Genomic DNA, 26173 nt, shown 5'->3' with positions numbered 1-26173 from the left:
CGAGGTTAGTTTGTAGCGATCACCTCCTCTGCGCCTGCAGCGCGGCCGCGCCGCTTCGCCGCGAGTACTGCCGCTGCGCCCAGGAGGAGCACACCGCCGCCGAGGCCGGCGAGGAGAGCGACGTTACCGCCGGTCGTAGCGAGTGGACCAGGGACGACAGGCTTCTCACGCACCTCGAGGTTCTCTGACGGTTCACCACACTTGCCGACAGCGACCTCAATCTCAGTACCCTTCTCCACACGGATCAAGGTCTCCTGGTAGCCGCCGAGACCGATGTGCTTCTCGGTTGTCTTCACCTTGTTCGACTCGTACTTGCCAGGCTCGGACACGACAACACCGGTCTTGTCCTCGAAGTCCTTGATCTCGTTCTCCGGGGAGCAGACCATGTCCTTGCTGTCCTCGCGCGTGTAGGCCTTGAACGTGACCTTGTACTCGACACCCGTGAGCTCCGACAGGTCGCCGTGCTCGCTCGTGAACGCGGTGTCCCAGATCTCGTCGCCAACGGTGACGGTCTTGCCCTCGGTGCGTACCTTGGGCTCCTCGATCACTGTGGTCTCGTTCGGGATGCCGCAGCGGCCGCGCGAGTACTCGTACTCTTCGCCGTCCTCAGGATCGTTCGGGGTGATGATCGTGGACTCGACCCAGTAGCTTATGCCTGCAGAGTGCGTGAGTACGTCCGGTGACTTCACTTCACCAAGCTCGGTGACCTCGACGCGGTCGGTCTTCGCGACCGGCTGCGCTTCGCACACCGCTTCTGGGTCCTGGATCTCTTCCTCAGTCCACAGCACAACCTTCCCGTTGTCGTCGACGATTGCTTCCCAGTTCTCGTCGTACTTGGGCTGGCCGGCTTCTGGCTTCAGGAACAGTTCGAACTCGACTTCAGTCTTTGACGCGTTCGGGAGGGTGCCGGTGACGGTTGCGACGTCGTGGATGGTGCCCGCGACTTCGCCCTTCTCGATCGCCTGCGTCTCTACCTCAGGCCCCTCGATCACGGTCGTCTCGTTCGGGATGCCGCAGCGGCCGCGCGAGTACTCAAACTCTTCACCGTCCTTCGGATCCTCAGGCGTGATGATCGTACGCTCGACCCAGTAACCGGTACCGGTTGAGTGGGTGAACACGTCAGGGGACTTCACTTCGCCGAGCTTCGTGACCTCGACGCGATCGGTCTTCGCGACCGGCTGCGCCTCACACACTGCGGCGGGATCCTGGACCTCGTCCTCTGCCCAGAGCACGGTCTCGCCGTTCTCGTCAAGGATCGGCTTCCAGTTCTCGTCGTACTTGGGCTGGCCGGCCTCGGGCTTCAGGAACAGTTCGAACTCGATCTCGGTCTTCGCGTTCTCAGGGAGTCCACCGGTGACGGTTGCGACGTCGTGGATGGTGCCCGCGACGGAGCCCTTCTCGATGGCCTGAGTTTCGACCTCGGGGCCGACGATCTTGAACGTCTCAGAGGGCACGCCGTAGTCGTCGCACCACTCCTCAGCCTTGCCCTTGGCATCGTCGGTCTGGTCTTCATCTACCAGGCACCACTGGACGGTGGCGTACTTCGCCTTCGTGCTCAGCGGAACCTTAATGTCCTTCGACGTGAACTTCGCGACACTGTCAACGGTCTGCTTCGTCGTGGTGAGCACCTGAGCGCCTTCAGGCGCGACGGGCTGCTGCACGGGCTTCTTGTCGGCAAGGTAGACCGTTCCACGGAGGGTGAACGGAGTGCGGTTGCCCTCAGCGTTCTGGAGCCAGCCGCCGTTCTGCAGCGTCACGTCTACATCGTCGGTGACCTTCCCGCCGATCGAGACCTGCTTCTTTGCGACCTTCGTCGACCAGCGCAGCTCTGTCGGAGTCAGCTGGCCCTCAGTGGCCTGTCCGAAACCATCCGTGAAGAAATAGTTCTTCGGTAGGGAACCGTCGATGCCGTTCGGAGGCGAAACTACGGAAGCAAGCTGGTCGCTACCCTGGATCTTCCAGACCCAGGAGTAGTAGCCGGCCTCTTCAGATTTCCCGATCTTCTCGACGGTGTAGGTGCCGGGGCCCTTCTTCGAATCAGTAGTGACTGATGCAGTCGCCGCCACGGGTGCACCCTTCGGCGGTGTCGCAGACGGGTTGAGAGCCGGATCCTGAAGGAAGGGACCATAGAGAGTGCCCTCAGCCTTGATCGGCGCAAACCGTGACTCGCCAGCTGAAGTCAACGATTGACGCCACGGGTTTGACCCTTCAGCGATGCCGAAGGTGATGGTGTCGCTGAACGATTCTCCTCGCTTGACGAACTTGGACGGGGTCTCGGTCGTCAAGACGGGCGACCAGAGCGTGTCGGGGTCAACACCGACGGCCTTGTAGTTGCCAGTGACGGGCTTGCTCGCGGTGCCTGCTGCGATGCCCTGCCCGTATCCTCCGGGGTGTCCGAAGGACACTTCTGCGGGGCTGGACTGGTACTGGTATTTGCCGTTGACGGTGACCCGGTAGTAGCGGCCCCATGACTTGTCGTCATACGGTGCTTGCCCGGTCCAGGCGACAGTTTGAACGCCTTTCGTGCCGCCGGGGAAGGTGATCTTGTTTGACCCCGTCGCATCAAAGATGCCGTTCGTGATCGTCAGCTCGGTGGTCCCTGGGTCGACGACGACATGGCCCTTGTACGAGCCAGTGCCGAAGATGCGGGGGTCGCCTGGGGCGTTCTCTGCTGCGTCGCTTGCCTGGGCCTCCTTGATCATCGCCATCGCGTTCGAGACGATCGATGGATCAACTGCGCCCTTCATCGCAGAGAGCATGCTCTGATACGAAGCGTTGGCTCCTGCGGCCCGGATCTCCCAGATCGCGATCTGGACCGCGGCGGCCTGGTTCGCGTTCGCGGTCTGCCCGTACTTCGACATGACCTTGTTCATCGTCTTCAGCCCGTTCCCGGAAAGAGCTGGTGCCTGAATGTTGGTCCAGTTCCCGACGCCGGAGTGGAACTCGGTTGCCGTGTAGGCCGGCAACGTTGCTGTTGCGCCGAGTGCTGGGTTGATGCCCAGCTGCGGGGGCATTCCCATCTCGACGCAGAACACGATCTGGCCGTTGGAGTGCTGGAAGCCGCCGATGAAGCCGCCCATCGTGTTGATGCCGGCGCCTTCGGAGATAGCGTGCGCTGCGGTCGGCTGCTGGAACACGTCGATCGTTCCGACGCTGCTCGCGAGCACGAGGCCCGCGAGGAGCACCGCGACTGGTTTCCCCAATCTGCGGCGCTGGCGCCGGTTAAGTGCTGGTTGTGGTTGCAATGCTTTGCCTGTTCTTTCTCTAGAGTGACGTGGCCCCCCGCCTCAGGTATCGCGTTCCCTGAGCCACAACATTCGATGAAAAACCCCGCGCAGTCACAAAAAAGTGGCCCTCACTTTCACAGTGGAGGCCACTTTTCGGGTTAGAGACGGATTACCACTCGTCAGCTCCACCCGACCCAGGAGGTGCATAGATTGGGCAGCCGTTGAACGTGGACCCGCTGTCGTACCAGCCGGGAGGCGCTGCAGGGCACTGGTGCGGGGGCGGTGTGTATCCACCGCCACCGGTGTTGCCACCACCAGTGCCGCCGCCTCCACCGGTGTTCCCGCCGCCGGTAGACCCGCTTCCGCCGCCGGTGTTTGCGCTTCCTCCACCGGTGCTTCCGCCTCCGGTCCAGCCGCCACCGGTGGTTCCGGGGTCGGCCCAGCCTCCGCCGCCCCAGCCCTGCTCTACTGGCACGTACGCGCCGGTACCGGGGTCTGTGTATCCGGCAGCGCCCTCTGCTGCTGCCGCTGCGGCGGCAGCTTCAGCAGCTTCCTTGGCTTCCTGGTCAGCGTGCGCCTTCTGCACAGCCTTCGCCTGGGCAATATATGCGTCGACGGCGTTCTTGAGCGCGAACCCCGAAAGCTCAGGCTTTGCGGCTGCGGCTGCAGCCTCCGTGAGCTTCTTCGTGTCGCCGGCCTTGCTCGCCGCCTCAGTCACCTTCGGCGCCTGCCCGGGCGCGTGCTGGGCTGCACTCTCGAGCGAGGAAAGTGCAGCGTCGACCTCGGAAGCAAGGCTGTCAAGAGCTGCGGTCTTCTTGGCGAGCTGCTTCTTCACCGTGTCGGCGTTCTTCGTGACTTCTTCAAGGAACGTTTGGGCGTTCGTCACCGTCTCAGAGGTCACTGAGGCGTCCGCTACGAGTCCGACTGTCGGTGTCGTGTCCTTGGGGAACGCGAGCGCTGCCGCTTCATCAATGGAGATCTCGTGCCAGGTCGCTGCGACAGAGGGGGCGGGCGGTTCCTTCTTGTCGGCTTCGGCTTGCTTCGCAGCCTCAGCATCACCCTCACGCGCTTCCTTCACAGCGTGCTCAAGCGTGGTCGCGTTCTCGCTGAGCTCCTCGTCCACATCGATGCCCGCTACGGCTTCGTCTAGCTTGGTTCCAGCTTCGGTGACAGCGGCGGCGTCTGCCTTGAGGACGACCGGCTCACTGGTCTTCCCAGTTTCGGCAAGCGCTGTCGCGAGCACGCCTGCTTCCCTGGTTGACAGTTCGAAGAGGCCGTCCGCTGCGTCTTGTCGTGCAGTGTTTTCGCCAATCTGTTCTAGGAGTGCAGTCGTCTCGGCCTGGAGCTCGTGATAGCTGTCCACACGGTGATCGTGGACGAGTTTCGGGATTACGAGTGCGGCGGCACCGCCGAGCACGAGGACCGCTGCGGCACTCGCCCCGATGACGATGTTCCGTCGGCGGGTGTTCTTCGCAGGCGCTGCGTCTTCTGCCACGGTGACAGGCTCGTCCACTTGGGTGGGTTCTTCGTTCGTATGCATGTCAGTCATTTCTTTACACCAGTAACAAATTTTCCCCCTACAAGTCACTGTAGGGCTGAGGTCAGACATTCGGGAATTAGGCGACGTTCTTGACGTCGGTTGAATCGGTGAGCCCTTCGGGCTCTGTGTCGGTGTCAATGTCGTCCCATGCGAGAGCTGGGGCCCATCCGTGAGCCTTCGCATGGCCTCGGGCGCGGGTGATCGCGCCGCGGTCTGCCCGAGTCGCGCTGGGAGGGGCGACGTTCCAGAGCTCGTCGAACATGGCTGACACCTTTCGCATTGTGCGTGCTTCCACCTGGCTACGGCGCAGCATTGCCGACACGTTCTGCACCTCCCAGCCCATCTTCTGAGCAAGCTTCGACATCGACCATCCGTGGGCGACAAGGGCTTGAATCCGGCGGTGAGTTCCCAACGCTGGAACGAGTTGTGCGTCGGCAAGGAGCTCTGGGGCCGGCCAGACTGCCATGATGCGCTCTGCGGTTTCCCGCTTCACACGATTCAACCATTCCCGATTTCTCGGGCCTGACGCGCTCCGGCCATAGAGCAGGTTCCGGACAGCGGTCTGCCCAACGCCTGCGAGTTCAGCGATCCGTGCGTAGCCGAGGCCGGAATCTCTCAGCATGTGCAGGTGATACCGGACCGGGACGGCGTCGACCAGACCAGAATCAAACCGGCCATACGCCTGGAGCTTGATGCGACGATCCGTGCGCTCCTTGTGCGCGGCCCGACATTTGAGACAGCCGCATCGGTGCGTGATGTAGCAGGTGCTGCTCGCCTCATGCCGGTGCTCCGCCGGGCAGATCTCCCGAGGCTTGGGCGCTGACGCGTTCAAGCCATGATCCCCGAGACACCGGCGGACACGGGTGCCGCGTTCAGCTCGCCTGATTCCTCGAGTTTCTGGAGGAAGCGTTGACCGGTCTTGTAGCTCTTGCCGAGCCAGTCGCCAACGATCGCACCCGTGGGTCTTTCGCCGTGCTCTGCGATGTGGGCGAGGACTTTCTCGCGTACCTCAGCCTGATCGGCTGCGGCAGGCTTGTCCTGCTCTACAAGCCGCAACGGGGCCGCAGGAGCGGAGACCGCAGCGACTGCAGCCGCAGGCGTAACCGGGGCCGCTGCTGGAACTGAGGCCGGCTGCTGGATCGACTGGCGGTGACGGGCCTCAGCCTCGGCCTGCTTCTCGCGGACCGCCTGTAGCTTCGCGCGCTCTTTCTCGTCCGGGATGAGCATCATCACCAGGTGCGTGATCGCGAGGAGCGCCGCCGGCGGTGTTGCTGCGAGGATCGCTGCCGCCCACGGCGTTGTTACCGTCATGTCTGCTGCACGCCACGCATGCGACGCGTTCGCGACGATCGATACCGCGGACAGGGCGATGAACGCGACGTAGGCGAGCCAGCGCCCGTCGATGCCACGGAGGCGGAACTGTGCGGCGGCGATCATGGTCGCGACCGTGCCGACGTCGATGAGGACGGGGAAGAGTTCCGGGAGTGGGAGCCCGTTCACGCGGGCGACATCGATAAGTGTGGCGTAGGAGATCGCCATTGCGGAAGCTCCGACGATGGTGAGCGGGATCCCGAGCGTGAGGACGAGATGCCAATTGCGGGTGGGTTTGTTCTTCATCGTGCTGGCCAATCTGTGAGCATGCGCGAGCCGCCATCGCCCGCACGCATCTGCTTCTTGAAATATGTGAGCGCCCGAGCATGCGTGGGCGATTCTGAAGGGCGGAAGAAATCATCGAGCAAGTACTGCCCAAACAGGCTCGTGTCCGCCTGGCGGGGCCTGCCACCCCACGCGATATTCATCACGGCCGTGACCTGCATGATCGAGAACGCTGGCGCGAACCTGTGCGCCGCAACCTTGTCACCGGTCTCGTAAGAGAGCCGCTGCGGCGGGTTCGCCGCGAGCCACCGCAACAGCTCCAGAAGCTCCGGGTGCAGCCGCTCAGGAGTATGGGGTGACAGCGTCTCAAACGTGAGACGCACGACCTCTTCAAGCGGTGTCAGATCGTCCTCCGGCTTGCCCCCCGTTGGAACGACGTCTTCGAGAGCCTCGAGGGAGCTTCCCCGGTGTCCCCACTGCTGGCGCGCCCAACCCTTGAGGCAGGTGTAGAAATACCCCCACGGCTCTCCGTCGGCGGACGCGATGTAGCGGGAGATGCGTCCGTCCTGCTCGGTGAGGAGGAGGATCGCACCGTTCACCACGTCGTCTGCTTCGAGAACAAAGTCCATCTCGCGGGCTTCCCACACGATCATTTTCGCGCTGCGGTGCCGGATCTGTTCGATGAGTGCCGCGCCCTCAGCCGTATTCAGAAAATCGGGGCTGTCGGCGAGAGCGGTGAACGCCATGCGCTGACGCCACACGTCGAAGTGCTCAATCTTGGATCCCATTTCACGCCTCCAACCCGAGTTGCTTCGTTGTGAGCATGTTGAGGAGGTCAACGACTTCCTGCCCAATGGGTCGCAGCGCTGCCGCCGGGTTCTCCGACGTCCGGCACTCCACGATGATCGCGCCTGCGAGTGCGTGGGTGAGGGCGACGCGGATTGCGCGTACACTCTCACCGCCGGCGGGCACGACACCAGCTGCTTCCACGAGGTCGGATCCGAGTTCGCCGCTGTACTTCTCTGCGAGGAGGGTCGATTCGGTGACTTGCTTGTCGAGCGTCTTCTCCAGCGCCTCCGCGCGCCGCTCCGTTGGGGCCTGGCCTTTCTTGCTGAAGGCGTCCTGGAGTCTTAGGAGCTCCTTGTGTACCGGGTCGACCTTCGCGCCAGGCTTCGAGAGCTTCTCGATGCCGCGCTCAGCCGCAGCCCTCAGCTCGACCGGCGCAGTGGTCGATTCAGCCAGGGCACGCACATCGGTGACCTTGTTCAACCAGTCGATATCCCGGCCTACAGTCTCACGCGCCACCTTCGAAACTGCCACGATTTCCCCGTTACCGGTATTACCGGTAACGGGGAAATCGTCACCTCGGCGGAGATTTTTGACTTGAGTTTTCCGCGCCTTCGCTCGTGTTGCGGGTTCGTAGTGCTCTTTCCAGATGCGTTCGAGCTCGACCGGGCTGAAGTCCTTGCGGACGATGTTTGCTTCGGCTTCGAGGATGGGGCGGTCTTCCTCAGTGACGCCGGTCCAAATGAGTGCGGAGATGAACTCCCAACCCTCGCGTGAAGCGGCCTCGAGACGATGTGCACCGTCGATGAGGATCATTCGCTCATCGAGCACGATCGGCTGCAGTTGAAGCTGGCCACCGAGCTCCCTGAAGGAACGACGAATGCGGTTGATGTGGTCCTCGTCGTAGTCGCGAAGTCGCTCCTTGACGATCACGTCCTCGACGCGAACGAGCTTCCAATCTTGCTGGATCGGGGTCTGGATGATGCCGTCGTTCATGAGAGAACCTTCCTGAATTCTTTTACCTGCTGAGGGGTGTCGTGTGCCGTCCAGACGAGGCTGGCGGACTCGGTGTTGTGGGAAGTGCAGAGGCTTGCCCTGGTTGGGTGTGTCCGGCAGGTGCAGTCCCAGACTCGCTCGATATGTTCTGGGCAGTACGTCCGGAGCTGGGAGTGGAGCACCATTCCCCAACCGAGCGAAATCAGTCGCTCGAGTTCTTCGAGCTGGTCGTGCCAGGTGCCGTTCGCTGGATAGCCGAGGTGAGTGCGGACGGTCTGGCCGCAGCTGCGGAGTTCACACGTGAATCCGACAATTTCGCGTTTGATGATCCTGCCCATCAGAGACTCCCTTCGAACAGGCGCGCTTCGAGCTCCGCATATGCCGGGTCGACTGAGCGGCGGGCCGTGTTGCAGCGGGGACGGACGCAGTAGCCGCGGTCGGTCTCGGCAAGCCACTCATCCCCCCAGTCGTGCTCGCCAAGGCTGCACGAGACAGTCTCGGTGCGTTCGCGTGCTCGCAGCTCGTCAAATTGCGAGGTTAGCGGCCCATCGAGATCACCAGGTTCAAACCCTGGAAGCTGCGGCCGCCACGCGTCAGGTGTCCTGTCGATCGCCGCAGCAACGAACGCGGCAGGTGCCGAGACCGTTCGGGTCGCACGTCCAAGGATCACTCTTGCCGCGTTGAGTAGGTCGACGTCCTCGGCCTTCGCGACCTTGAGCCGAGCCGTGACGGCCGCGACAGTGAGCGTCGGATGAATCTCCCGCAGTTCCTGTTCAATCTCGGAGCCTCCGTGGGCGGGACTGGAGTCCTTGGCGGACTCCAGATCACCACTCCTGGACTCCAGATCATTTTGAATTTGTCGCGGCGCAGCCTCGGGATCCGCAGGATCCTCGATGATAAGAGATTTATCTCTTATCTCATGAGGGGTCCTTGTGTAGCGGTCACAGTTGACCGCTAATGAAGCGGCAGTAGAACCATTACCGGTCAAATTGACCTCTACTGCGCTGACCTGGGGTTTCTCCTCGATGTCACCATTACCGGTCAATTTGACCGCTAATGCAGCGATCGCCGAGACCTGACCCTCAACATCCAAGTAGTAGCGGTCCGTGAGCCGTTGCCCGAACTGGACATACCGCCGTTCCTTGCGGATCAGATGAGCAGCCTCCAGATCCTCAAGCTTGCGTCGAACAGTCTTCTCGCTAGCTTCGACCTTCGCGACAATGTGCTCGATCGAAGGGAAGCATGAGTGGTTCTCATCTGCGAGGTCTGCGAGCACGTGGAGGATGAGCTTTGTGACGGGTGACCCAGTCTCCTGTTTCCAGGCCCAGTGAATTGCTTCGTTGCTCATTGTGGCCGCCTCAACCCTGACTTTGGCGTGGGCCGTGGTTGATCATTCGACGGAATGCCCTGGTCATCAGCACGGCAAGGATGGTGAGTGCGATAGCCGCGGCTAGCGCGGTGCCGCCCTGGGCGAGTGGGAGTGCGGGGGCTTCGGGGTTAGAACCGATTGCCGTCACTGACGCCCACGCGAGACTGAGGAACACGATCGTTGCTCCCCAGCCGAAGGTGAACACCGCGGCAACCACGGCTGCGATCCATACCAGGCCGGTGCCGTACATGAGGCTATAGACCTTGATGAGAAACCCACGCGGTTCACGGGGTTCAGTGAGAGAATGGGCTTCCTCGTTGCTAGTGAATTTGCTGGGAAGCTGTTCATCTGCGCGCGAGGATGTGTCATAGTAGTGAGACACTTCGATATTCCTTTCCGGGATGTCACTGAGCCTCCGGAGTTGCCGCTCCGGGGGCTCATCTTTTTTGCTGGGTTAATTGGTCCGGAGTGCAGACTCAATCAACTCGCGATCGCCTGGGCTCAGCGGAGTGATCCCGCGGAGGCGACGGCGAACCCACTGGTAGTTCTTGCCGAGCCGCCTAGCGATCCATGCAGCATCGCGGTCAGCGCGACCCACAGACTCGTTTAGAGCGGCGAGTTCGGCCACTTGTGTTTTCGTCATGGACACAACGTAACAGAAAATCAAAGAATCTGCGATGTTGGAATAAGCAGTGCGGAATTCGAATGATTACGCTTTAAACAACATAGAAAATGTTCTACTATTGGCGTATGGGAGCAAAAATTGCTATTTCTGAAGAGCTGGACCTGAATGAGGTCGTCTGCCAGCGTGTGAACTATCTGATGTTCCTGAATCGTCCACTCTCACAGCGCGAGCTGGCGATGATGCTTGGAATGAGCGCATCTAAGTTCAACCAGAAGATGAAGCGTGTGTCTCGGTGGAGTCTCGAAGAGATCAGTGCAATCGCCGACACGTTCGAGGTGTCCGCCGATTGGCTCATGGGACGTGTAGCATTGGAAGCTGACGCCCCTATAGCTCAGCGGCAGAGCTACGGACTTTTAATCCGCAGGTCGTAGGTTCGATCCCTACTGGGGGCACAACGCAAACGAAGCCGGCCTGGTCGAGAGAGTTCTCTCGACCAGGCCGGCTTCGTGTTCCTGTGGGCTATTCCTTGCGGCGCCCGGTGATCATTCCCCAGACGAGCAACACGACGAGCGCGCCGCCGATCGCGAGGGCCCAGGTCTGGAGCGACCAGAACTCCTCGAGCGGGGCGTCGAAGAGTAGTGAGCCGAGCCAGCCGCCGACGACGGCGCCGACGACACCGAGTATGAGCGTCGCGAACCAGCCGCCGCCGCCCTTGCCAGGCATGATCGCCTTTGCAATGGCCCCGGCGATGAGCCCGAGTACGATGAAAGCTAAGAATCCCATGAGTTTCCCCTCTCTCTTTGGTTCTCAATTATTGTCGGTTCCCAATGTCAGTCAAGGGCTTTTGTGATTTTCACAGTCACCCCAAAATCCCCTGGATTGCGCCGAAAGCGCACGCAGCACACCACACAGCTGCGGGCGTTTACAGTGGAAGCAGCACCGGGCGTCGTGATCGCGACGCCAGCGGCGACACATGAGCGAAGGGACACCGCATGAGTTGGGAGCTTATCCCCGAGGGGTCACAGCCCGGCCGACGGCCATCCCGCAACTTCCCGTGGGGCGTGCCGCTCGCCGTCGGGATCGTGACCGTACTCATCGGCATGAGCCTGCTCATCTGGCCGTTCTTCGCGGCGAGCCGGATTCTTGCGTTCCTCATCGGGGCCGCCCTCATCGGCAACGGCATTGCCACGCTAGTCGGTTCCCGAGCACGCGGGTTCGGCACGCCGGCCGCGATCCTGTTCATCGTGCTCGGCGTCGTCGCGCTCGCATTCCCGGAGCTCACCGTGAGCATGCTCGTTGGGTTTGTCGCGGCGATGATGCTCTTCGTCGGAACGATCTGGCTTGCGATCGCGATCCGGATGCGACAGGCACTGCACTGGGTATTCATCGCTATCCCCGCGGTGCTGGTCGCCCTCGGTATCGCCGCACTCATCTGGCCGTCGCTCGCGCTCATCCTTGCGGCGTTCGCCGCCGGCCTGCTGACGACGCTCATCGGCGGCTCATTGATCTGGGCGGCGCTCGCGCTCCGACGTGGAAACGCGTAACCTAGCTCCCCGTATGACACGAGAACACCAGCGCCCGATCCTCCAGCCTTCCGCAGCCTTTGACGGCATTATCGGTTCCGACGATCCGGAGGCGGCCCACCGGCTCGCCCAGGAAACGTCGTGGGCCCTCCTCCACCGAGTGCGCCAGGTCGCCGATCCCGAGATCGTGCGCCGCGTGGTCGACGTCGCCGCGGGCGACGGCATCAACGACATCGCGGAGCTCTGGGCCCGCGAGAGCCCACACTCGCTCGCCGGGGTGCTCTGGCGGCTCTACCTGCTTCGCCGCATCACCGTCGCGGATCCCGAGGGCACAGCCGACCTGTTCTCCCGCGGGTCGCGCAGGATCGGGACGATCGACCCCATCGTCGTCGGCGCGGTGGAACCCGCCACGCCCGACACCATTGCCGAACTGTGCGACCGGATCCTCCGCGGCGCATTCGTCGGCGATCTCGGGGTGACGCTCGACCGCGCCGGGGCATACGCGAGGGTGATGGCGGCGGGCGCCGCCGAACTCGCTGATGACCGGGACCTTCACGACGAGGCTCACGGGACCGAGCTCACGACCAGGGCGCTGCGGTACGCGACCATCGCCCGCGAGCTCGATGGGGCCGCACGGCGCTGGCGGGACGGCACTCTGGGCTAAGGACTTGGCTCACACTCGAGTCCGGGTACAATTGACGGTGCCGGGCCGCAGTTCCCCGGGCTCCAAAATTCGCCGCTTCGAGCGGCCTTCCGCCGAGAGGCGTTCTGCGGCTCGGTCTTTTTGTGCCTTTGGGTAGCTCCGGGGCTGGGGGTAGTTCTGGAGCTGGCAAGCAAGCGCCTGCCCACTGTGCCGCGCGGTCCGTGCGTATGTGATCTGCAGGAGATATGCCCCACGGCTACGAAGCCGGCATGTACATTGCAGATCCCAGACGTAGCGGCCGCGCGGCCGGGGTGGGGCGCGTCGGGCCCCACTGCCGGGCGGGACTGGCCCTGGGTAGGCCTAGCCCCGGACGGGGACAGGCCCCTGGTTGGGCTAGCCCCCGTCAGGACTGGCCCAGCCAAGACCGGCCCTAGTAGGACTGGCCCCGGGGCCAGCCAATCCTTATCCGAAGCGGCCCGAGACGTAGTCCTCGGTGGCCTGGACAGTCGGGGCGCCGAAGATGGTTGCTGTGTCGTTGTATTCGATGAGCTTGCCGGGCTTGCCCGTGCCAGCAATGTTGAAGAACGCGGTGCGGTCGGAGACGCGCGAGGCCTGCTGCATGTTGTGGGTCACGATGACGATCGTGTACTCCTGCTTGAGCTCCGCGATGAGGTCCTCGATGGCGAGCGTCGAGATCGGGTCAAGCGCCGAGCAGGGCTCGTCCATCAGCAGCACCTCGGGGGAGACCGCAATCGCGCGGGCGATGCAGAGTCGCTGCTGCTGGCCGCCGGACAGGCCCGCGCCGGGCTTCTCCAGGCGATCCTTCACCTCGTTCCACAGGTTCGCGCCGCGCAGCGACTTCTCGACAAGCTCGTCAGCGTCGCTCTTCGAGATGCGCTTGTTGTTGAGCTTTACACCCGCGAGCACGTTGTCGCGGATCGACATCGTCGGGAACGGGTTCGGCCGCTGGAACACCATGCCAACCTGGCGGCGCACGAGCACGGGGTCGACGCCTGGCGCGTAGAGATCCTCGTCGTTCAGCATGACCTTGCCCTCGACTCGAGCGCCGGGGATCGTCTCGTGCATCCGGTTCAGCGTCCTGAGGAAGGTCGACTTGCCGCAGCCCGAGGGGCCGATGAACGCGGTGACCGAGCGCGGCTCGATCGTGAGCGAGACGTCTTCAACTGCAAGGAACTTCGAGTAGTAGACGTTGAGGTCTTCAACTTCGATGCGCTTCGACATGTGCTGCTTTCTGTGGGTGTGGTCTGTGATCAGCGTGCGACGGCCGAGAACCGTCGAGCGATGAGGCGGGCAAACAGGTTGAGCGCCATCACGATGAGGATGAGGAGGAGCGCGGCGGCCCAGGCACGTTCGATGAACGCGGAGGCCGGGTTGCCCTGGTTCGCGAACTGCGTGTACACGTACACCGGGAGCGACTGCATCCGGTCGCTGAACAGGTTGTAGTTCATGCTTGCCGTGAAGCCCGCGGTGATGAGTAGGGGAGCGGTCTCGCCGATGACGCGGGCGATTGCGAGCATGACGCCGGTCATGATGCCTGCCATCGAGGTGGGGAGCACCACCTTCAGGATCGTGCGCCACTTCGGCACGCCCAGCGCGTACGACGCCTCGCGGAGCTCGCCGGGCACGAGCCTGAGCATCTCTTCGCTCGAACGGACGACGACCGGGATCATGAGCACGGACAGGGCTACGGCGCCGATGATGCCCATGCGCACGCCGGGCCCGAAGATGAGCACGAAGGCCGCGTAGGCGAAGAGGCCGGCGACGATCGAGGGGATGCCCGTCATAACATCCACGAGGAAGGTGATTGTCTTCGCGAGGCGGCCGCGGCCGTACTCGACGAGGTAGATCGAGGTCATGAGCCCGAGCGGGACCGAGATGACGGTGGCCGCGAGGGTAATGAGGAGCGTGCCGATCATCGCGTGGAGCGCGCCGCCGCCCTCGCCGGTGACGTTGCGCATCGACGACGAGAAGAACTCGGGGTCGAAGCGCGCGATGCCGTTCGAGACGACGGTGATCGCGAGCGAGATGAGGGGGATGAGCGCCACGAGGAACGCGGCCGTGACGAGGACGGTGACGAACCTGTCGGTGAGCTTGCGGCGCTTGGTGGCCGCCGTTGCTGCTGCAGTCAGGGACATGATTACGCTCCGGTCTTCGCGGTCTGACGGCTCACGATCCACCGCGCGAGCGCGTTCACGAGGAAGGTGACGATGAACAGGATGAGGCCCGTCGCAATAAGCACGTTCACGTTTTCGCCGTATGCCTCGGGGAAGGTGAGCGCGATGTTTGCGGCGATCGTGGACGGGTTGTCGGAGGTGAGCAGCTTGAAGGAGACGATGCCGCTCGCGGAGAGCACCATCGCGACGGCCATGGTCTCGCCGAGCGCGCGGCCGAGGCCGAGCATGGCGCCCGAGATGATGCCCGGCTTCGCAAACGGGAGGACCGAGAGGCGGATCATCTCCCAGCGCGTCGCGCCGAGGGCGAGCGCGGCCTCCTCATTGAGCTTCGGCGCCTGCAGGAAGACCTCGCGCGAGATCGCGGTCATGACCGGGAGGATCATCACGGCGAGCACGATGGCCGCGGTGAGGATCGTGCGACCGGTGCCGCTCGCGGTGCCGCCGAACAGTGGGAACCAGCCCATGTGCTCATTGAGCCAGACGTAGACGGGCCGCACAGCCGGTGCGAGCACCAGGATGCCCCAGAGGCCGTACACGACACTGGGCACGGCCGAGAGCAGGTCGATGAGGTAGCCGAGGAACTGGGACAGCTTCCGAGGGGCGTAGTGCGAGATGAAGAGCGCGATGCCGATCGAGAGCGGGAGCGCGATGATGAGTGCAAGGACCGCCGCCCAGACGGTGCCGAACACGAGGGGGCCGACGTAGCCCCAGAAGTCTGTGGTGAGCACCGACGCGGTCTCGCTCGTAGCGACGAACGCGGGCAGGCTCTGCACGATGAGGAAGATCGCGACGGCGGCGAGGATGATGAGGATCATGCTGCCGGAGGCGATGGCCGTGCGCGAGAACACTCGGTCGCCGCGGCTAAGAACTTGACGCGGCGTGGCCGTGGATGCAGTCACTTGAGGAGTGCCTTCCGGTGGAAGTGGGTGAGGCGGAGAGCGGGTGAAGCCTGGTGGATCCGGCGCGTGTGAGCGGGCGCCGGATCCACCAGCAGGGGGTTAGCTGATCGAAGCGACCGCTGCGCTGGCCTTCTCACGGAGCGTGTCCGAGATGGGAGCCGAACCGGCGGCCTCGGCCGCGACGTCCTGGCCCTCAGCGCTCACGATGTACTCGAAGTAGGACTTCACGAGCTCGGCGTCTGCCGGATCCTCGTACTTCTCGCAGCCGACGAGGTAGCTCACGAGGACGAGCGGGTAGACGCCCTCCTCGGTGCTGGTGCGGTCGAGGGCGATCGCGAGATCGTGGTCGGTGCGACCCTCCTCGAGCGGCGACGCGTCGACGATCGCTGCAGCGGCCTCGGGGGTGAACGCAACGTACTCGTCGCCGACCTTCACCGAGACGGTGCCGAGGTCGCCGGCCTTCGAAGCGTCGGCGTAGCCGATGGTGCCCACGCCGCCCTTGACTGCCTCAACGACGCCCGAGGTGCCCTGGGCTGCCTCGCCACCGGTGATCTCTGCCGGCCACTCCTCGACCGAGCCAGCGGTCCACGCGGACGGCGCGGCTGCTGCGAGGTAATCGGTGAAGTTGCCGGTGGTGCCCGACTTGTCGGAGCGGTGCACGGGCACGATTGCCTGGTCCGGCAGCGTAGCGTCAGCGTTGGCCGCAGCGATAGCCGGGTCGTTCCACTTGGTGATCTCGCCGGTGAAGATCTTCGCGATGGTGTCTGCGTCGAGGTTCAGGTTGTCGACACCGTCGACGTTGAACACGAGTGCGATCGGGGAGATGTACGCGGGGATCTCGACGATGTCGCTCGTCGTGCAAGCGTCGAACGGACCAGCCGTGATCTCCTCTGCCTTGAATGCGCGGTCGGAGCCAGCGAACGCGACTGCGCCCTTCTGGAACGACTCGCGGCCGGCACCCGAACCCGAGGGATCGTAGTTGATCGTGACGTCGGCGTTCGCAGTCTGGAAGCCGGCGATCCAGCCCTGCTGCTGTGCGGCATCCTGCGAGGAAGCGCCAGCGCCCGAGAGCGTGCCGGAGAGCGACGAAGGGGTGGTCTCTTCGCCGGTATCGGGTGCGGCTTCATTTGCAGCGCAACCGGTGAGGATAAGCAGGGCGGCGCCGCCGACAGCGGCTGCCTTCATCGTGGATGAGAACTTCACGAGTGTCGTGTCCATTCTGATGTGGTGTGATCCTGAATGCCGGGCGAGTGCCTGACGCTGTCAACGCTAAGGATCGGGTGTGACCGGCGACCGACAGGAAGGTAAACATGAGGTGAACTCGAAGTGATGCCGCGGAAACCGCCCACCATGGCACCTCTCCGTCGGGCGCGCCGACAGCCGCGCCCTGCCCCTGTGGAGGAGTTGGCAGTTGTTGTCGGTACGCCGCGCTCAGAGCGACAACAACTGCCAACCCGCCGGGGGTGATGTGCCCCAGGGGCAGGGGCAGGGGCAGGGGAAGAGAGGGGGAAGGGCCGGAGAGGGGCCGGGAAGGTCTGGATCGGAGTAGCCCGGGCCCGGGGCGTCCGGGCCGGCTGCCTTACGCGAGGAAGCGCAGGGCGCCGGGTGCGACCCGCACTTCGAAGGGGCCGGTGCCGACGCGCTCGCCGTCTGAATACGCGACCTCGTCGCCCGCGTCGATACGTATCCGCTCGGCACGGGTGATCGTGACCTCCGGGAGGTGCTCGTGGCGGGCGCGTGCGAGCAGCCCGAGCACGCTCAACAGCCTGAGCTTCGTGCCGTAGGTGACCTCAACGAGGTCGAGCTTGCCGTCGTGCACGGAGGCGCCGGGTGCGAGCCTGATGCCGCCGCCGATCGCGCGGGTGTTCATGACAGTCGCGAGGACGCCGGTGAACGAGCGGTCGGAGGAGCCGATGCGCACGGAGAACCGCCGGTGCTTCAGCGTCAGGATCTCGACGATGAGTGCGAGGTGGTAGCGGAACGGCCCGAGGGGCAGCCGGATGGCGTTCGCCCGCCGGTTGATTGCGGCGTCGAGCCCGATCGAGAGCCCACCCGCGAACCAGTGCTCGGCCGCGCCCGGGCGCTCGACGACGCCGAGGTCGACTGCGAGCGGCGCGGCCTCTGCTGCGAGCACCCGGAGGACGGCCGCCTCCGGTGAGTGCGCGAGGGCGAACTGCCTGGCGAAGTCGTTACCGCTACCCGCGGGCACCACTCCGATCGGGAGCGCGCGGGCCTCGGCAACCTGCAGCACGAGCCCGATGAGGCCGTCGCCGCCGACGAGGACGAGGCCGCGTAGCCCATTGCGGCAGGCGGCGCGCACTTTGGCCTGGCAGTCGGCGGCGTCCGCACCCGAGATCTCGATCGCCGGAACGCCTGCAGCTGCGAATTCGGCGAGCACCCGGCCGGCGACGCGGGCGCCGCGGCCGAACGCGGACCGCGGGTTCACCACGACTCCGAATGGCGCATCATCGCGCATTGTTCACCCCTGACTAGTGTTTCAGCGGATACGTTTCCACCCCGAGGATGCCAGCGCCCGGCCGGGACCGCGAGAAGTGGAAGACCGAGAATCCCGCGGGTGGGAGCCGCGCTGCGTCTTCGACGTACTCGCCCGGCAGGCTACCACTGGCAAGCATGAGCTCACGGGCCAGATCGGGCAATACGGGCAGATGGCTGCAGATCACGGCGGATCGGCCACGGGTGACGACCTTGCCGATGAGCCTGCGGGTGAGGGTGAGATCGCCCTCGTCCCAGAAGTCCTGGCTTAGGCACTCCTGCTCGCGCACATCCTTCTTGATGAGCTCGGCGAGCGGCGCGACGGTCTCGAGGCAGCGGGTCGCGGTCGACGAGTAGATGCGCTTCGGCGCGAACGAGCGGAGGATCGGGGCGAGCGTGTGCGCCTGCCTGTCGCCGCCCTCGGTGAGCGGGCGGAGGTGATCCACCGGCTGGTCCTCGCTGCGGGCCTGTGCTTTCGCATGCCGCACGAGCGTGACCGAGAACGTGTCGAGCAGGCCAGGAGCGGCGAGACGCATGAACACGTCGAAAAGCTCGCGGTCCGCGTCGTAGCTCAGGAGGTCGCGGGCTGCGCTCGCCGCAACCCACTCGAGCGCTTGGACCTCCGAGTTCGGTTTGAACGTCGAAGCGAGTGCGGTCTTCGGGCTCACCTCGGCCGACCAGTACTGCACGATCTTCGTGCCCCCGCCTGGCAGCTCGTAGTGGATGGTGCCGAGCGTCGCCCCGAGCGAGATCCGCAGCCCTGTCTCCTCGCGAGTCTCGCGCACCGCCGCCTGCGGCATGCTCTCGCCCGGGTCGAGTTTGCCCTTCGGGAACGAGACGTCGCGCTGCTTGCGGCGGTGGATGAGCAGCACCATCAGCTCGTCTTTGCCCGACGGGGTTCGGACGCGCCGCCACGGGATCGTGCCCGCCGCAAAAACCTGTTTCGCCACGCTGTTACCGCGCTCTCCTCGCCTGGGTGCGATCGATCATTACGAGATCCTGCAGGTCCGGGAGCGGCTCGCCCTCCTCGCTGACAACGCGGCGCTGCCACGTGCCGTCGGGAAGCATCCGCCATGACGACACCTCGTCGCTAAACGCGAAGCCGAAGAAGCGGTCGATACGCGCGAGGTGGTCGCGCTCGACGATACTCACGAGCACCTCGATGCGGCGATCGAGGTTGCGATGCATGAGGTCTGCGCTGCCGATGAACACGTCGCGCTCGCCGGCGTTCTCGAACCAGTAGATCCGGGAGTGCTCGAGGTATCGCCCGAGCACGGAGCGCACCCGAATGTTCTCGGAGAGCCCGGGCACGCCCGCGCGGATCGAGCAGATGCCGCGCACCCACACGTCGACCGGAACGCCGGCCTGGCTCGCCCGGTAGAGCGCGTCGATGATCGCTTCATCGACCATCGAGTTCGCCTTGAGCCTGATGCCACTCGGGCGCCCGGCCCGCGCGTGCTCGGCCTCGCGCTCGATCCGCTCGAGCAGCCCGGTGCGGAGCTGCAGCGGGGCCACGAGCAGCCTGTCGTAGTCCGTCTCGATCGCGTAGCCCGAGAGCACGTTGAACAGCTTCGTCGCGTCGCGGCCAATGTCGGGCGACGTGGTGAAGAGGCCGAAGTCTTCGTAGATTCGGCTCGTCTTCGGGTTGTAGTTGCCGGTGCCGATGTGGGAGTAGTGTGTGAGCCTACCGCTCTCCTCGCGGATCACCTGGACAAGCTTGCAGTGCGTCTTCAGCCCGACAATGCCGTACACGACGTGGACGCCTGCCTGCTCGAGCTTGCGGGCCCACGTGATGTTGGCCTCCTCGTCGAAGCGCGCCTTCACCTCGACGAGGGCGAGCACCTGTTTGCCGGCCTCTGCTGCCTTGATGAGCGCGGCGACGATCGGGCTGTCGCCCGAGGTGCGGTAGAGCGTCTGCTTGATGGCGAGCACGTCGGGGTCGGTTGCCGCCTGCTCGATGAAGGCCTGCACGCTCGTCGCGAACGATTCGTACGGGTGATGCACGAGCACCTCGCGGCGCGCAATCGCGGCGAACATGTCGGGCTTGTCGCTCGTGGAGCTCGTGCGGAACGCCGGGTGGGTGACCGGGATGTGCGGCTTGAACTTCAGATCAGGCCTGCGCAGCCCGCTCAGCGCGAACAGCCCAGACAGGTCGAGCGGCGCGGGCAGCGTGTAGACCTGCTCCTCGTCGATATCGAACTCGCGCACGAGCAGCTCAAGCGTCGCCTCGTCGAGGTCGTCGGAGATCTCGAGGCGAATCGGCGGGCCGAAGCGCCGCCGAAGCAGCTCCTTCTCAAGCGCCTGGATGAGGTTCTCAGTCTCGTCTTCCTCGATCTCGACGTCCTCGTTGCGGGTGACGCGGAAGACGTGGTCGTCGATGACCTTCATACCGGGGAACAGTCCGTCGAGCTGGTTCGCGATGAGCTCCTCAAGCGGGATGAAGCGCACGTTGTCGTCGCTCTCGCGGCGGTCGACTCGAACGTACCGCGGGATCATCTGCGGCACCTTGAGGCGAGCGAACTCGACCTTGTCAGTGTTCGGGTTGTGCACCCGGATGGACAGATTCAGCGCGCGGCCGGAGATGTACGGGAACGGGTGCGCGGGATCCACGGCGAGGGGCATGAGCACCGGGTAGATGCGCTGCTCGTAATACTCGGTGAGGATCTCGCGGTCGGCATCGTCAAGCGCCTCCCACTCGACGATGTGCACGCCGGCCTCCGCGAGCTGCGGCTTCACCTGCTCGGCGAAGCAGCGGGCGTGCCGCCGTTGCAGCTCGTATGCCCGCCGGTTGATCTCGGCGAGCACGTCGGTCGGCGCGGTGCCAACGTTCGTGGGCACCGCGAGCCCGGTGAGGATTCGGCGTTTCAGGCCCGCGACGCGCACCATGAAGAACTCGTCGAGGTTCGCCGCGAAGATCGCGAGGAAGTTCGCCCGTTCGAGCAGCGGCACCGTCTCGTCCTCTGCGAGCTCGAGCACGCGCTGGTTGAAGGCGAGCCAGCTCAGCTCGCGATCGATGTAGCGATCTGCGGGCAGCGCCCCGTCATCGATGAGTGGGATCTCGCGGGTCTCTTCGCTCATGGCTCTATTCTGACACCTGTGGCCCGCGCCATTGCGTGCTTCGTGAATCAATGGTGAACCCTGCACTCTCGTACATGCCAACCGCGCGCGTGTTGTCGCCGTCGACGTACAGGGTGACGCGTTGCGGGGCGTGTTGCGCCATGCGCGCGAGCGTGACCCGGAGCAGCGCCTTGCCGAGCCCAGTGCCGGCGAAGTCTGGGTCGACGCCGATCACGTACAGCTCGGTCTCGACGATCCCGTCCTCGCCGCGCAGCGTCTTCACCCAGGTGAAGCCCGCAGTGTGGTTCGTGTCCGCCGTCGCGACGAGAAACAGGTCGTCCGGGTTGAACCAGGGCTCCGCGCGCATGAGCGCGAAGTCCTCGAGGGTCACCCTGCCCTGCTCGGGGTGCGAGGCAAAGGCCCGCGAGTTCACCTGCACCCAGGCGTGGGCGTCGGCGGGATGCGCGTCTCCGGCGGCCTCGGACGCGGCGTCGAACGTGCGGAGCGCGAAGCCGGCTGGCAGCTCGACCGCGAACGGGTCGGCGTCGCCAGCGGGCAGGCGCGCAGGATCGAGCGCCATGCGGAACAGCGAGCGGACGGGCTCGAACCCCGCGCCGCGCAGCAGCGCCGTCGCGGCCGGGTTCTCGCCGTGCGCCCACGCGAGCGGGCCCGTCGAGCCGCCGGGGGCGGCCGCGCGCGCGGCGGGCGAGTCGAGGAGTAGCCGGAGCGCCGCGGCGCCGATGCCCGCGCCGCGCTTGGGTGGATCGACGACCAAGTCGAGCTCGCCCTGGCCGACGATTCCGACCGCTACCGGCTCCGCATCGTCTGGTGCGGTGAAGATGACGAGCTCGCGCTGCCCCTGCCCCGCAGCGATGAGCGCCTGGTCTGAGACGGGGGAGTTCCCGTCGGCACGTTCCGCCCGTTCGAGCAGTGGCTGCGCGGCCTGCACCGATCCTTCGCTGGCTGTGAGACTCCTTGCGTCCATCACGTGCTCCTTCTGCGTTCTAGCCTTGGCGCCCTCGCGCGAAACCATACCCGACTCCTCTGACGGTGCTGATGAGCCACTCGTGCTCGCCGAGCTTCGCGCGGAGGCGGCGTACGTGAACGTCGACGGTGCGAGCGCCCCCAAAGTAATCGGTGCCCCACACCTCGGAGAGCAGCTGCTCGCGCGTGAAGACGCGCGCCGGGTGCAGCGCGAGGAAGTGAAGGAGTTCGAACTCCTTGTAGGTGAGGTCGAGCTTGCGGCCGTGCACCGTGGCCACGAAGTTTGACTCGTCGATCTCGACCCCGGACACCTCGACCGCCGACCCGCTTCCGGCCTCGTCTGGGCCGTCGCCCGCGGACGCAAGCAATCTGAGTCGCGCCTCAAGCTCGGCCGGGCTCGCCTCGGGCGTGATGAAGTCCGCGAGATCCCACTCCGGCGACAGGGCCGCGAGCGCCGCGTCGCGCACGATCGCCACCCGCGGCAGGCGTGTGCGCCCGCTGAGCGCGACGGCGGCCGCGCGTGCGGCGCGCGGGTCGGCGGTGCCATCGATCAGGATCGCGCCGATGCGGTGCGGCGCGTTCTCGTAGGCGAGCGCGGCCTGGAGCGGGGCCGCGAGGCTCGCGGTCGCGACCTGGTGAGCGAGGAGCTCGAGCGCTGGCAGGGGTGCGCCGGCATCGTTCGCGGGGGAGCCGAGCCGCCCGCCTGGGTGTCGGCCTCCCTGTTCCGGCGCCGAATCGCCCGCGGTGAGGAGGAGCAGTTCCATGACTGACCTCCCCGAGTGTGACTAGGGAAACATCCTATCTCGGACAGTTCGTGCACCGGTGTGGGAAGATGTGGGCATGACTTCGAGCGATGCCGAGCAGCCGACCCAGGTGTCGTGGCACCTGCCGAGACTCATCATTGCCTGGGCCGTCGCAGCCGTGTTCGGCGTGCTCGTCACCGTCTTCATCGAGGAGGCGCGCTTCCAATGGCTTGCGCTCGCCGTTGGCGTGTCCACGCTCGTCACGTTCGCGCTGCAGCTCGGGACCGCGCAGCGCGAGGGATTCATCAGCCGGCTGTCGTTCAGCATCGCCGGTTCGGTCGTGATCATCGCCGTGATCGACATCGTGAGCACCCTCATCGCGTAGCCCACGCAATACCTTGCTAGACTGGTGCCATGCTTTTGGCTCTTGAACTCTTCTTCCTCGGCCTGCTGGGTCTCGCAGGTGTCGCGATCGCTTGGGTCTCCGGCACGGTTATCTACAACCTCTTCAAGGGCCAGCGCTAGGCGCATCCCCTGATGGCGAGCCCGTTCCTTTCACTTCCAGGAGCGGTCGGTGAGGCCGTCGCGCTGCACTACGGCGCTCCCGTGCAAGAGCAGCGTGCCCTCGACGAGGGCAACGCAGCGGTCGATCTCTCGCACCGCGGCATCGTGACTGTCGGCGGGGCCGATCGTCTGAGCTGGCTGAACTCGATGACGAGCCAGCACCTCCTGAACCTTGCGCCGGGCGAAAGCACCGAAACGCTGTTGCTCGACCCGAACGGTCGAATCGAGCATGCGATGCGCGTCGTCGACGACGGCGAGACGACCTGGCTCCTCGTCGACGAGGGCTCTGCTGAATCGCTCGCCGCGTTTCTGAACCGGATGCGGTTTGCGCTGCGAGTTGAGGTCGCCGACGTGTCACAGGACTTCGCGGCCGTGCTCGCGTTTGCGGGTGGCACCGCGGTCGAGGCCCTGCGCGAACTGCAGCCGACTGTCGAGTGGGCGGACCCCTGGGCCGAGGTTGCCCGGGGCGGCGCCCAGTACGCGCATGGAGCGCACGCTGGCGCGTCCTGGAGCGCGATCCAGTTCGTCTTCCCGAGCGACAGGCTCGCTGAGGTCTCGCGGGCGGTGTCGCCGGCTGGCTTGATGGCGCTCGACGCACTGGAGATTCGCGCCTGGCGCCCGTCACGCGCCGCGGACGTCGACGAGCGTGCGATCCCGCACGAGTTCGACTGGCTCCGCAGCGCCGTCCATCTCACGAAGGGCTGCTACCGCGGCCAGGAAACCGTCGCAAAGGTCCACAACCTGGGGCACCCACCGCGCCGGCTGGTCATGCTGCACCTCGACGGCTCTGAGGGCGAGCTGCCCGTCGCAGGCGCGCTCGTGTTTCGCGAGGGCGAGGCGAGTGACCCGGACGCCAGGCCGGTCGGCCGGATCACACGCGCCGCGCTCCACTACGAGTGGGGCGGGATTGCGTTCGCGCTACTGAAGCGGTCGGTGCCTGGCGACGTCACGCTTGCTGTGCGCGCGGGGGCCGACGCTGCGGACCCGGCGGCGCCCGTCGAGGGCGTCATTGCCGCCGCTCAGGAAATGATCGTGCCGACCGACGCCGGGGCAACCCGAACGATTCCGAAGCTAAAGCGGCTGTAACTCGCCGCCACCGGATCCCACTTCACCCACGCGGCGTGGATGAACCTCGCTAAGCTGGGGGCATGACCAACACGTTGATCCTGCTCCGTCACGGCCAGAGCGAATGGAACGAAAAGAACCTGTTCACCGGATGGGTCGATGTGCGACTCACCGAGCGTGGGCGAGGTGAGGCGGCTGCGGCAGGCACGCTGCTCGCCGAGTCGGGAATGCTCCCGGACGTGCTGTTCACGTCGCTCCTGAGCCGCGCGATCCAGACCTCGAACCTCGCGCTCGAGGCCGCCGACCGCATGTGGATCCCCGTGGAGCGCTCGTGGCGCCTGAACGAGCGCCACTACGGCGCACTGCAGGGCCTCGACAAGGCCGAGACGCTGCAGAAGTACGGCGAGGAGCAGTTCATGGAGTGGCGTCGCTCCTACAACACGCCGCCGCCCGCGCTCGACGACTCGAACGAGTGGTCGCAGGCGAACGACCCGCGTTACGCGGGTATTGATGGCGACGCTCCGCGCACCGAGTGCCTGTCCGACGTCGTCACCCGCCTCGTGCCCTACTGGGAGAGCGCCATCCTCCCCGAGCTGAACTCGGGCAAGACCGTGCTCGTCACGGCGCACGGCAACTCGCTGCGCGCGCTCGTGAAGCACCTCGAGGGGATCTCCGACGAAGACATCGCCGCGCTGAACATTCCGACGGGCATGCCGCTCGTCTACGAGATCAACGAAGACGGCACCCCGACCGGCGCAGGCCGCTACCTCGATCCCGAGGCGGCAGCAGCCGGCGCAGCAGCCGTCGCCGCCCAGGGCAAGTAGTTCAAAGCGAAAGGTTCTGGCCGCCTCACCGAGGTGGGGCGGCCAGAACCAGCACGCAGCGTGAGGCGCCGACTCCTACTTGTCGTCGTCCTCTGAGTCTTCGTCGTCGACGTTGTACTTGTCGGCAAGATCAGCCCAACGGTCCTCTTCTGAGAGGTGCCCCGAAGCGAGCTCGCGCTCAAGCTCCGAGTAGTTGGTGGCTGGGCTGAAGTACTTCAGCTCCCGAGCTACCTTAGTGTGTTTTGCCTTCTGACGGCCGCGCCCCATGCGTGACCCCCTTACACATTTCGGGCCCCACAGGATTTCTCCCGCGAGGCAGTACTCAATCAATCATGGACGTATGGGCATGATCTTAGCACGTTGGGAAGCGGCCTCAGCGGCGCTAACATGAGGGCATGACTTCGCCCGCACCTCGTCGCTCGGTAAAGCGCATCGTTCTCGTCACGATTCTCGCGCTGTTTCTCGTGATTCTTGGCGTCGTTGCGGCGATTCTCATCCCGATTCTCACGCATTCGAACACGGGCAGCTCGGGGCAGACGATCCCCACATCGTTCGAATCCGAATCGACCGCGACTGGCGCCGACGGACGAACCCGGGCGATTTCGGTCGCGACGACTGATGGCAAGCCTGCCGATCTTGAGGAGTTGGCGCCGGGGGACCAGGTCGTCGTCTCCGGCACGGGCTTCGATGCCGGACTCGGCATATACGTCGGATTCTGCGCGATCCCGCCGTCACCTGACGTGAAGCCCGGGCCGTGCCTCGGCGGGATTCCCGAGGGCGCCGAACAGGGCGAGGCGGCCGCGAAGGAGGCGCTCTCGAGCGCGTGGATCACGGACGATTGGGCCTGGCGGGCGTTCGCAACGCAGGGCTACGACGACGCGACACAGGGCTCGTTCGAGGTGCTGCTCACGGTGCCGGAGCCAACAGTCGAGGGACTTGAGTGCACCGTCTCGCGATGCGCGATCTCGACACGCAGCGATCACACCGCGATGAAGGAACGTGTGCAGGACATGCTGCTGCCCTTCGCGTACCGGCAGTAGGACC

The 26173-nt window shown here is 65.0% G+C and carries 26 protein-coding genes, 1 tRNA gene and 1 pseudogene; 8 read left to right on the top strand and 20 right to left on the bottom strand.

Annotation, left to right across the window (positions count from 1 at the left end; genetic code table 11):
- Positions 1–5 precede the first annotated feature (5 nt).
- The 9 genes from BJ960_RS13255 to BJ960_RS13215 all read right to left on the bottom strand — a co-directional run bounded on the left by BJ960_RS13255 (position 6) and on the right by BJ960_RS13215 (position 9896).
- Positions 6–3203 carry a hypothetical protein gene (locus tag BJ960_RS13255; RefSeq protein WP_185987631.1) on the bottom strand — a complete coding sequence of 1066 codons (3198 nt, stop codon included), beginning with the start codon at positions 3201–3203 and terminating at the stop codon, positions 6–8.
- A 193-nt stretch (positions 3204–3396) separates the two neighbouring features.
- A complete protein-coding gene (locus BJ960_RS13250) occupies positions 3397–4767 on the bottom strand; it encodes a hypothetical protein (protein WP_221936310.1) in 1371 nt (456 codons plus the stop codon).
- 76 nt (positions 4768–4843) lie between these two features.
- Positions 4844–5131 (bottom strand): hypothetical protein, encoded by a 288-nt coding sequence (locus tag BJ960_RS13245; RefSeq protein ID WP_185987629.1) that lies wholly within the window; start codon positions 5129–5131, stop codon positions 4844–4846.
- 464 nt (positions 5132–5595) lie between these two features.
- Positions 5596–6384, bottom strand: a complete 789-nt coding sequence (locus BJ960_RS13240) for a hypothetical protein (RefSeq protein WP_185987628.1) — start codon at positions 6382–6384, stop codon at positions 5596–5598.
- Entirely contained in the window at positions 6381–7151 is a 771-nt protein-coding gene (locus BJ960_RS13235; RefSeq protein ID WP_185987627.1) for a hypothetical protein, read from the bottom strand. Before BJ960_RS13235 ends, BJ960_RS13240 begins: the two co-directional genes overlap by 4 nt.
- Position 7152: 1 nt before the next feature.
- Positions 7153–8145: a ParB N-terminal domain-containing protein gene (locus tag BJ960_RS13230; RefSeq protein ID WP_185987626.1), complete on the bottom strand. Its 993-nt coding sequence runs from the start codon at positions 8143–8145 to the stop codon at positions 7153–7155.
- The gene (locus BJ960_RS13225) at positions 8142–8483 is read right to left on the bottom strand and encodes a hypothetical protein (RefSeq protein ID WP_185987625.1); all 342 of its coding nucleotides are present in this window, start codon (positions 8481–8483) and stop codon (positions 8142–8144) included. The genes BJ960_RS13230 and BJ960_RS13225 overlap by 4 nt, the downstream gene beginning before the upstream one ends.
- Positions 8483–9493, bottom strand: a complete 1011-nt coding sequence (locus tag BJ960_RS13220; protein ID WP_185987624.1) for a helix-turn-helix domain-containing protein — start codon at positions 9491–9493, stop codon at positions 8483–8485. Before BJ960_RS13220 ends, BJ960_RS13225 begins: the two co-directional genes overlap by 1 nt.
- A gap of 10 nt (positions 9494–9503) precedes the next feature.
- Positions 9504–9896, bottom strand: a complete 393-nt coding sequence (locus tag BJ960_RS13215) for a hypothetical protein (protein WP_185987623.1) — start codon at positions 9894–9896, stop codon at positions 9504–9506.
- Between the two features lie 350 nt (positions 9897–10246).
- On the opposite strand from BJ960_RS13215, the pseudogene BJ960_RS17375 reads away from it, so the two are divergent.
- Together BJ960_RS17375 and BJ960_RS13205 are read left to right on the top strand one after the other, a co-directional pair.
- Positions 10247–10513, top strand: a pseudogene (locus BJ960_RS17375) (helix-turn-helix domain-containing protein); the annotation flags it as partial.
- Between the two features lie 6 nt (positions 10514–10519).
- Positions 10520–10591, top strand: a tRNA-Lys gene (locus BJ960_RS13205).
- 67 nt (positions 10592–10658) lie between these two features.
- On the opposite strand, the gene BJ960_RS13200 is transcribed toward BJ960_RS13205, so the two are convergent.
- A complete protein-coding gene (locus tag BJ960_RS13200) occupies positions 10659–10922 on the bottom strand; it encodes a GlsB/YeaQ/YmgE family stress response membrane protein (RefSeq protein WP_121078120.1) in 264 nt (87 codons plus the stop codon).
- Positions 10923–11131: 209 nt separating this feature from the next.
- Between BJ960_RS13200 and BJ960_RS13195 the strand changes: the two genes are divergently transcribed.
- Complete coding sequence (locus BJ960_RS13195; RefSeq protein WP_185987622.1) at positions 11132–11683, top strand: DUF308 domain-containing protein; 552 nt, start codon at positions 11132–11134, stop codon at positions 11681–11683.
- Positions 11684–11696: 13 nt separating this feature from the next.
- Positions 11697–12326, top strand: a complete 630-nt coding sequence (locus tag BJ960_RS13190; protein ID WP_121078116.1) for a hypothetical protein — start codon at positions 11697–11699, stop codon at positions 12324–12326.
- 441 nt (positions 12327–12767) lie between these two features.
- On the opposite strand, the gene pstB is transcribed toward BJ960_RS13190, so the two are convergent.
- From pstB to BJ960_RS13145, 9 genes are all read right to left on the bottom strand, one after another.
- Positions 12768–13547, bottom strand: a complete 780-nt coding sequence (gene pstB / locus BJ960_RS13185) for a phosphate ABC transporter ATP-binding protein PstB (protein ID WP_121078114.1) — start codon at positions 13545–13547, stop codon at positions 12768–12770.
- 29 nt (positions 13548–13576) lie between these two features.
- Positions 13577–14461, bottom strand: a complete 885-nt coding sequence (gene pstA / locus BJ960_RS13180) for a phosphate ABC transporter permease PstA (RefSeq protein ID WP_121078112.1) — start codon at positions 14459–14461, stop codon at positions 13577–13579.
- A gap of 2 nt (positions 14462–14463) precedes the next feature.
- The gene (gene pstC, locus BJ960_RS13175; RefSeq protein ID WP_119285002.1) at positions 14464–15399 is read right to left on the bottom strand and encodes a phosphate ABC transporter permease subunit PstC; all 936 of its coding nucleotides are present in this window, start codon (positions 15397–15399) and stop codon (positions 14464–14466) included.
- Positions 15400–15498: 99 nt separating this feature from the next.
- Positions 15499–16602 carry a phosphate ABC transporter substrate-binding protein PstS gene (pstS, locus tag BJ960_RS13170; protein WP_372430589.1) on the bottom strand — a complete coding sequence of 368 codons (1104 nt, stop codon included), beginning with the start codon at positions 16600–16602 and terminating at the stop codon, positions 15499–15501.
- Between the two features lie 376 nt (positions 16603–16978).
- Positions 16979–17875, bottom strand: a complete 897-nt coding sequence (locus tag BJ960_RS13165) for a diacylglycerol/lipid kinase family protein (RefSeq protein ID WP_185987621.1) — start codon at positions 17873–17875, stop codon at positions 16979–16981.
- A 13-nt stretch (positions 17876–17888) separates the two neighbouring features.
- Positions 17889–18842, bottom strand: a complete 954-nt coding sequence (locus BJ960_RS13160; protein ID WP_185987620.1) for an NUDIX hydrolase — start codon at positions 18840–18842, stop codon at positions 17889–17891.
- 4 nt (positions 18843–18846) lie between these two features.
- Complete coding sequence (locus BJ960_RS13155) at positions 18847–20970, bottom strand: RNA degradosome polyphosphate kinase (protein ID WP_185987619.1); 2124 nt, start codon at positions 20968–20970, stop codon at positions 18847–18849.
- A gap of 4 nt (positions 20971–20974) precedes the next feature.
- Positions 20975–21934: a mycothiol synthase gene (mshD, locus tag BJ960_RS13150; protein WP_185987618.1), complete on the bottom strand. Its 960-nt coding sequence runs from the start codon at positions 21932–21934 to the stop codon at positions 20975–20977.
- A 19-nt stretch (positions 21935–21953) separates the two neighbouring features.
- On the bottom strand, positions 21954–22697 hold the full coding sequence (locus BJ960_RS13145; RefSeq protein ID WP_185987617.1) for a winged helix-turn-helix domain-containing protein: 744 nt from the start codon (positions 22695–22697) through the stop codon (positions 21954–21956).
- 76 nt (positions 22698–22773) lie between these two features.
- Between BJ960_RS13145 and BJ960_RS13140 the strand changes: the two genes are divergently transcribed.
- From BJ960_RS13140 to BJ960_RS13130, 3 genes are all read left to right on the top strand, one after another.
- On the top strand, positions 22774–23061 hold the full coding sequence (locus BJ960_RS13140) for a hypothetical protein (RefSeq protein WP_121078101.1): 288 nt from the start codon (positions 22774–22776) through the stop codon (positions 23059–23061).
- A gap of 152 nt (positions 23062–23213) precedes the next feature.
- Entirely contained in the window at positions 23214–24326 is a 1113-nt protein-coding gene (gene ygfZ / locus BJ960_RS13135; RefSeq protein WP_185987616.1) for a CAF17-like 4Fe-4S cluster assembly/insertion protein YgfZ, read from the top strand.
- 62 nt (positions 24327–24388) lie between these two features.
- The gene (locus BJ960_RS13130) at positions 24389–25129 is read left to right on the top strand and encodes a phosphoglyceromutase (protein ID WP_121078097.1); all 741 of its coding nucleotides are present in this window, start codon (positions 24389–24391) and stop codon (positions 25127–25129) included.
- A gap of 75 nt (positions 25130–25204) precedes the next feature.
- Here BJ960_RS13130 and BJ960_RS13125 read toward each other — a convergent pair whose 3' ends face one another.
- Complete coding sequence (locus BJ960_RS13125) at positions 25205–25396, bottom strand: DUF3073 domain-containing protein (protein ID WP_121078095.1); 192 nt, start codon at positions 25394–25396, stop codon at positions 25205–25207.
- A 128-nt stretch (positions 25397–25524) separates the two neighbouring features.
- Here BJ960_RS13125 and BJ960_RS13120 point away from each other — a divergent pair, with 128 nt between their 5' ends.
- Positions 25525–26169 (top strand): hypothetical protein, encoded by a 645-nt coding sequence (locus BJ960_RS13120; RefSeq protein ID WP_185987615.1) that lies wholly within the window; start codon positions 25525–25527, stop codon positions 26167–26169.
- Positions 26170–26173: the final 4 nt, after the last annotated feature.

Origin of the sequence: Leucobacter aridicollis, assembly GCF_013409595.1 — a bacterium.
In the GTDB taxonomy this organism is placed as follows: Bacteria; Actinomycetota; Actinomycetes; order Actinomycetales; family Microbacteriaceae; genus Leucobacter; species Leucobacter aridicollis.
Note: the sequence above shows the minus strand (reverse complement) of the source record. Positions and strands in the feature narration are given on the sequence as shown.

Excerpts from the sequence above, each read along its gene's own strand:
- BJ960_RS13195 (WP_185987622.1), top strand. The coding sequence starts at position 11,132 with ATGAGTTGGGAGCTTATCCCCGAGGGGTCACAGCCCGGCCGACGGCCA.
- BJ960_RS13245 (WP_185987629.1), bottom strand. The coding sequence starts at position 5,131 with ATGTCGAAGCTTGCTCAGAAGATGGGCTGGGAGGTGCAGAACGTGTCG.
- pstA (WP_121078112.1), bottom strand. The coding sequence starts at position 14,461 with ATGTCCCTGACTGCAGCAGCAACGGCGGCCACCAAGCGCCGCAAGCTC.
- BJ960_RS13130 (WP_121078097.1), top strand. The coding sequence starts at position 24,389 with ATGACCAACACGTTGATCCTGCTCCGTCACGGCCAGAGCGAATGGAAC.
- BJ960_RS13230 (WP_185987626.1), bottom strand. The coding sequence starts at position 8,145 with ATGAACGACGGCATCATCCAGACCCCGATCCAGCAAGATTGGAAGCTC.
- BJ960_RS13125 (WP_121078095.1), bottom strand. The coding sequence starts at position 25,396 with ATGGGGCGCGGCCGTCAGAAGGCAAAACACACTAAGGTAGCTCGGGAG.
- BJ960_RS13155 (WP_185987619.1), bottom strand. The coding sequence starts at position 20,970 with ATGAGCGAAGAGACCCGCGAGATCCCACTCATCGATGACGGGGCGCTG.
- BJ960_RS13220 (WP_185987624.1), bottom strand. The coding sequence starts at position 9,493 with ATGAGCAACGAAGCAATTCACTGGGCCTGGAAACAGGAGACTGGGTCA.
- BJ960_RS13240 (WP_185987628.1), bottom strand. The coding sequence starts at position 6,384 with ATGAAGAACAAACCCACCCGCAATTGGCATCTCGTCCTCACGCTCGGG.
- BJ960_RS13225 (WP_185987625.1), bottom strand. The coding sequence starts at position 8,483 with ATGGGCAGGATCATCAAACGCGAAATTGTCGGATTCACGTGTGAACTC.
- BJ960_RS13250 (WP_221936310.1), bottom strand. The coding sequence starts at position 4,767 with ATGCATACGAACGAAGAACCCACCCAAGTGGACGAGCCTGTCACCGTG.
- mshD (WP_185987618.1), bottom strand. The coding sequence starts at position 21,934 with ATGGACGCAAGGAGTCTCACAGCCAGCGAAGGATCGGTGCAGGCCGCG.
- pstB (WP_121078114.1), bottom strand. The coding sequence starts at position 13,547 with ATGTCGAAGCGCATCGAAGTTGAAGACCTCAACGTCTACTACTCGAAG.
- BJ960_RS13165 (WP_185987621.1), bottom strand. The coding sequence starts at position 17,875 with ATGCGCGATGATGCGCCATTCGGAGTCGTGGTGAACCCGCGGTCCGCG.
- BJ960_RS13145 (WP_185987617.1), bottom strand. The coding sequence starts at position 22,697 with ATGGAACTGCTCCTCCTCACCGCGGGCGATTCGGCGCCGGAACAGGGA.
- BJ960_RS13235 (WP_185987627.1), bottom strand. The coding sequence starts at position 7,151 with ATGGGATCCAAGATTGAGCACTTCGACGTGTGGCGTCAGCGCATGGCG.
- BJ960_RS13120 (WP_185987615.1), top strand. The coding sequence starts at position 25,525 with ATGACTTCGCCCGCACCTCGTCGCTCGGTAAAGCGCATCGTTCTCGTC.
- BJ960_RS13140 (WP_121078101.1), top strand. The coding sequence starts at position 22,774 with ATGACTTCGAGCGATGCCGAGCAGCCGACCCAGGTGTCGTGGCACCTG.
- BJ960_RS13200 (WP_121078120.1), bottom strand. The coding sequence starts at position 10,922 with ATGGGATTCTTAGCTTTCATCGTACTCGGGCTCATCGCCGGGGCCATT.
- ygfZ (WP_185987616.1), top strand. The coding sequence starts at position 23,214 with ATGGCGAGCCCGTTCCTTTCACTTCCAGGAGCGGTCGGTGAGGCCGTC.
- BJ960_RS13190 (WP_121078116.1), top strand. The coding sequence starts at position 11,697 with ATGACACGAGAACACCAGCGCCCGATCCTCCAGCCTTCCGCAGCCTTT.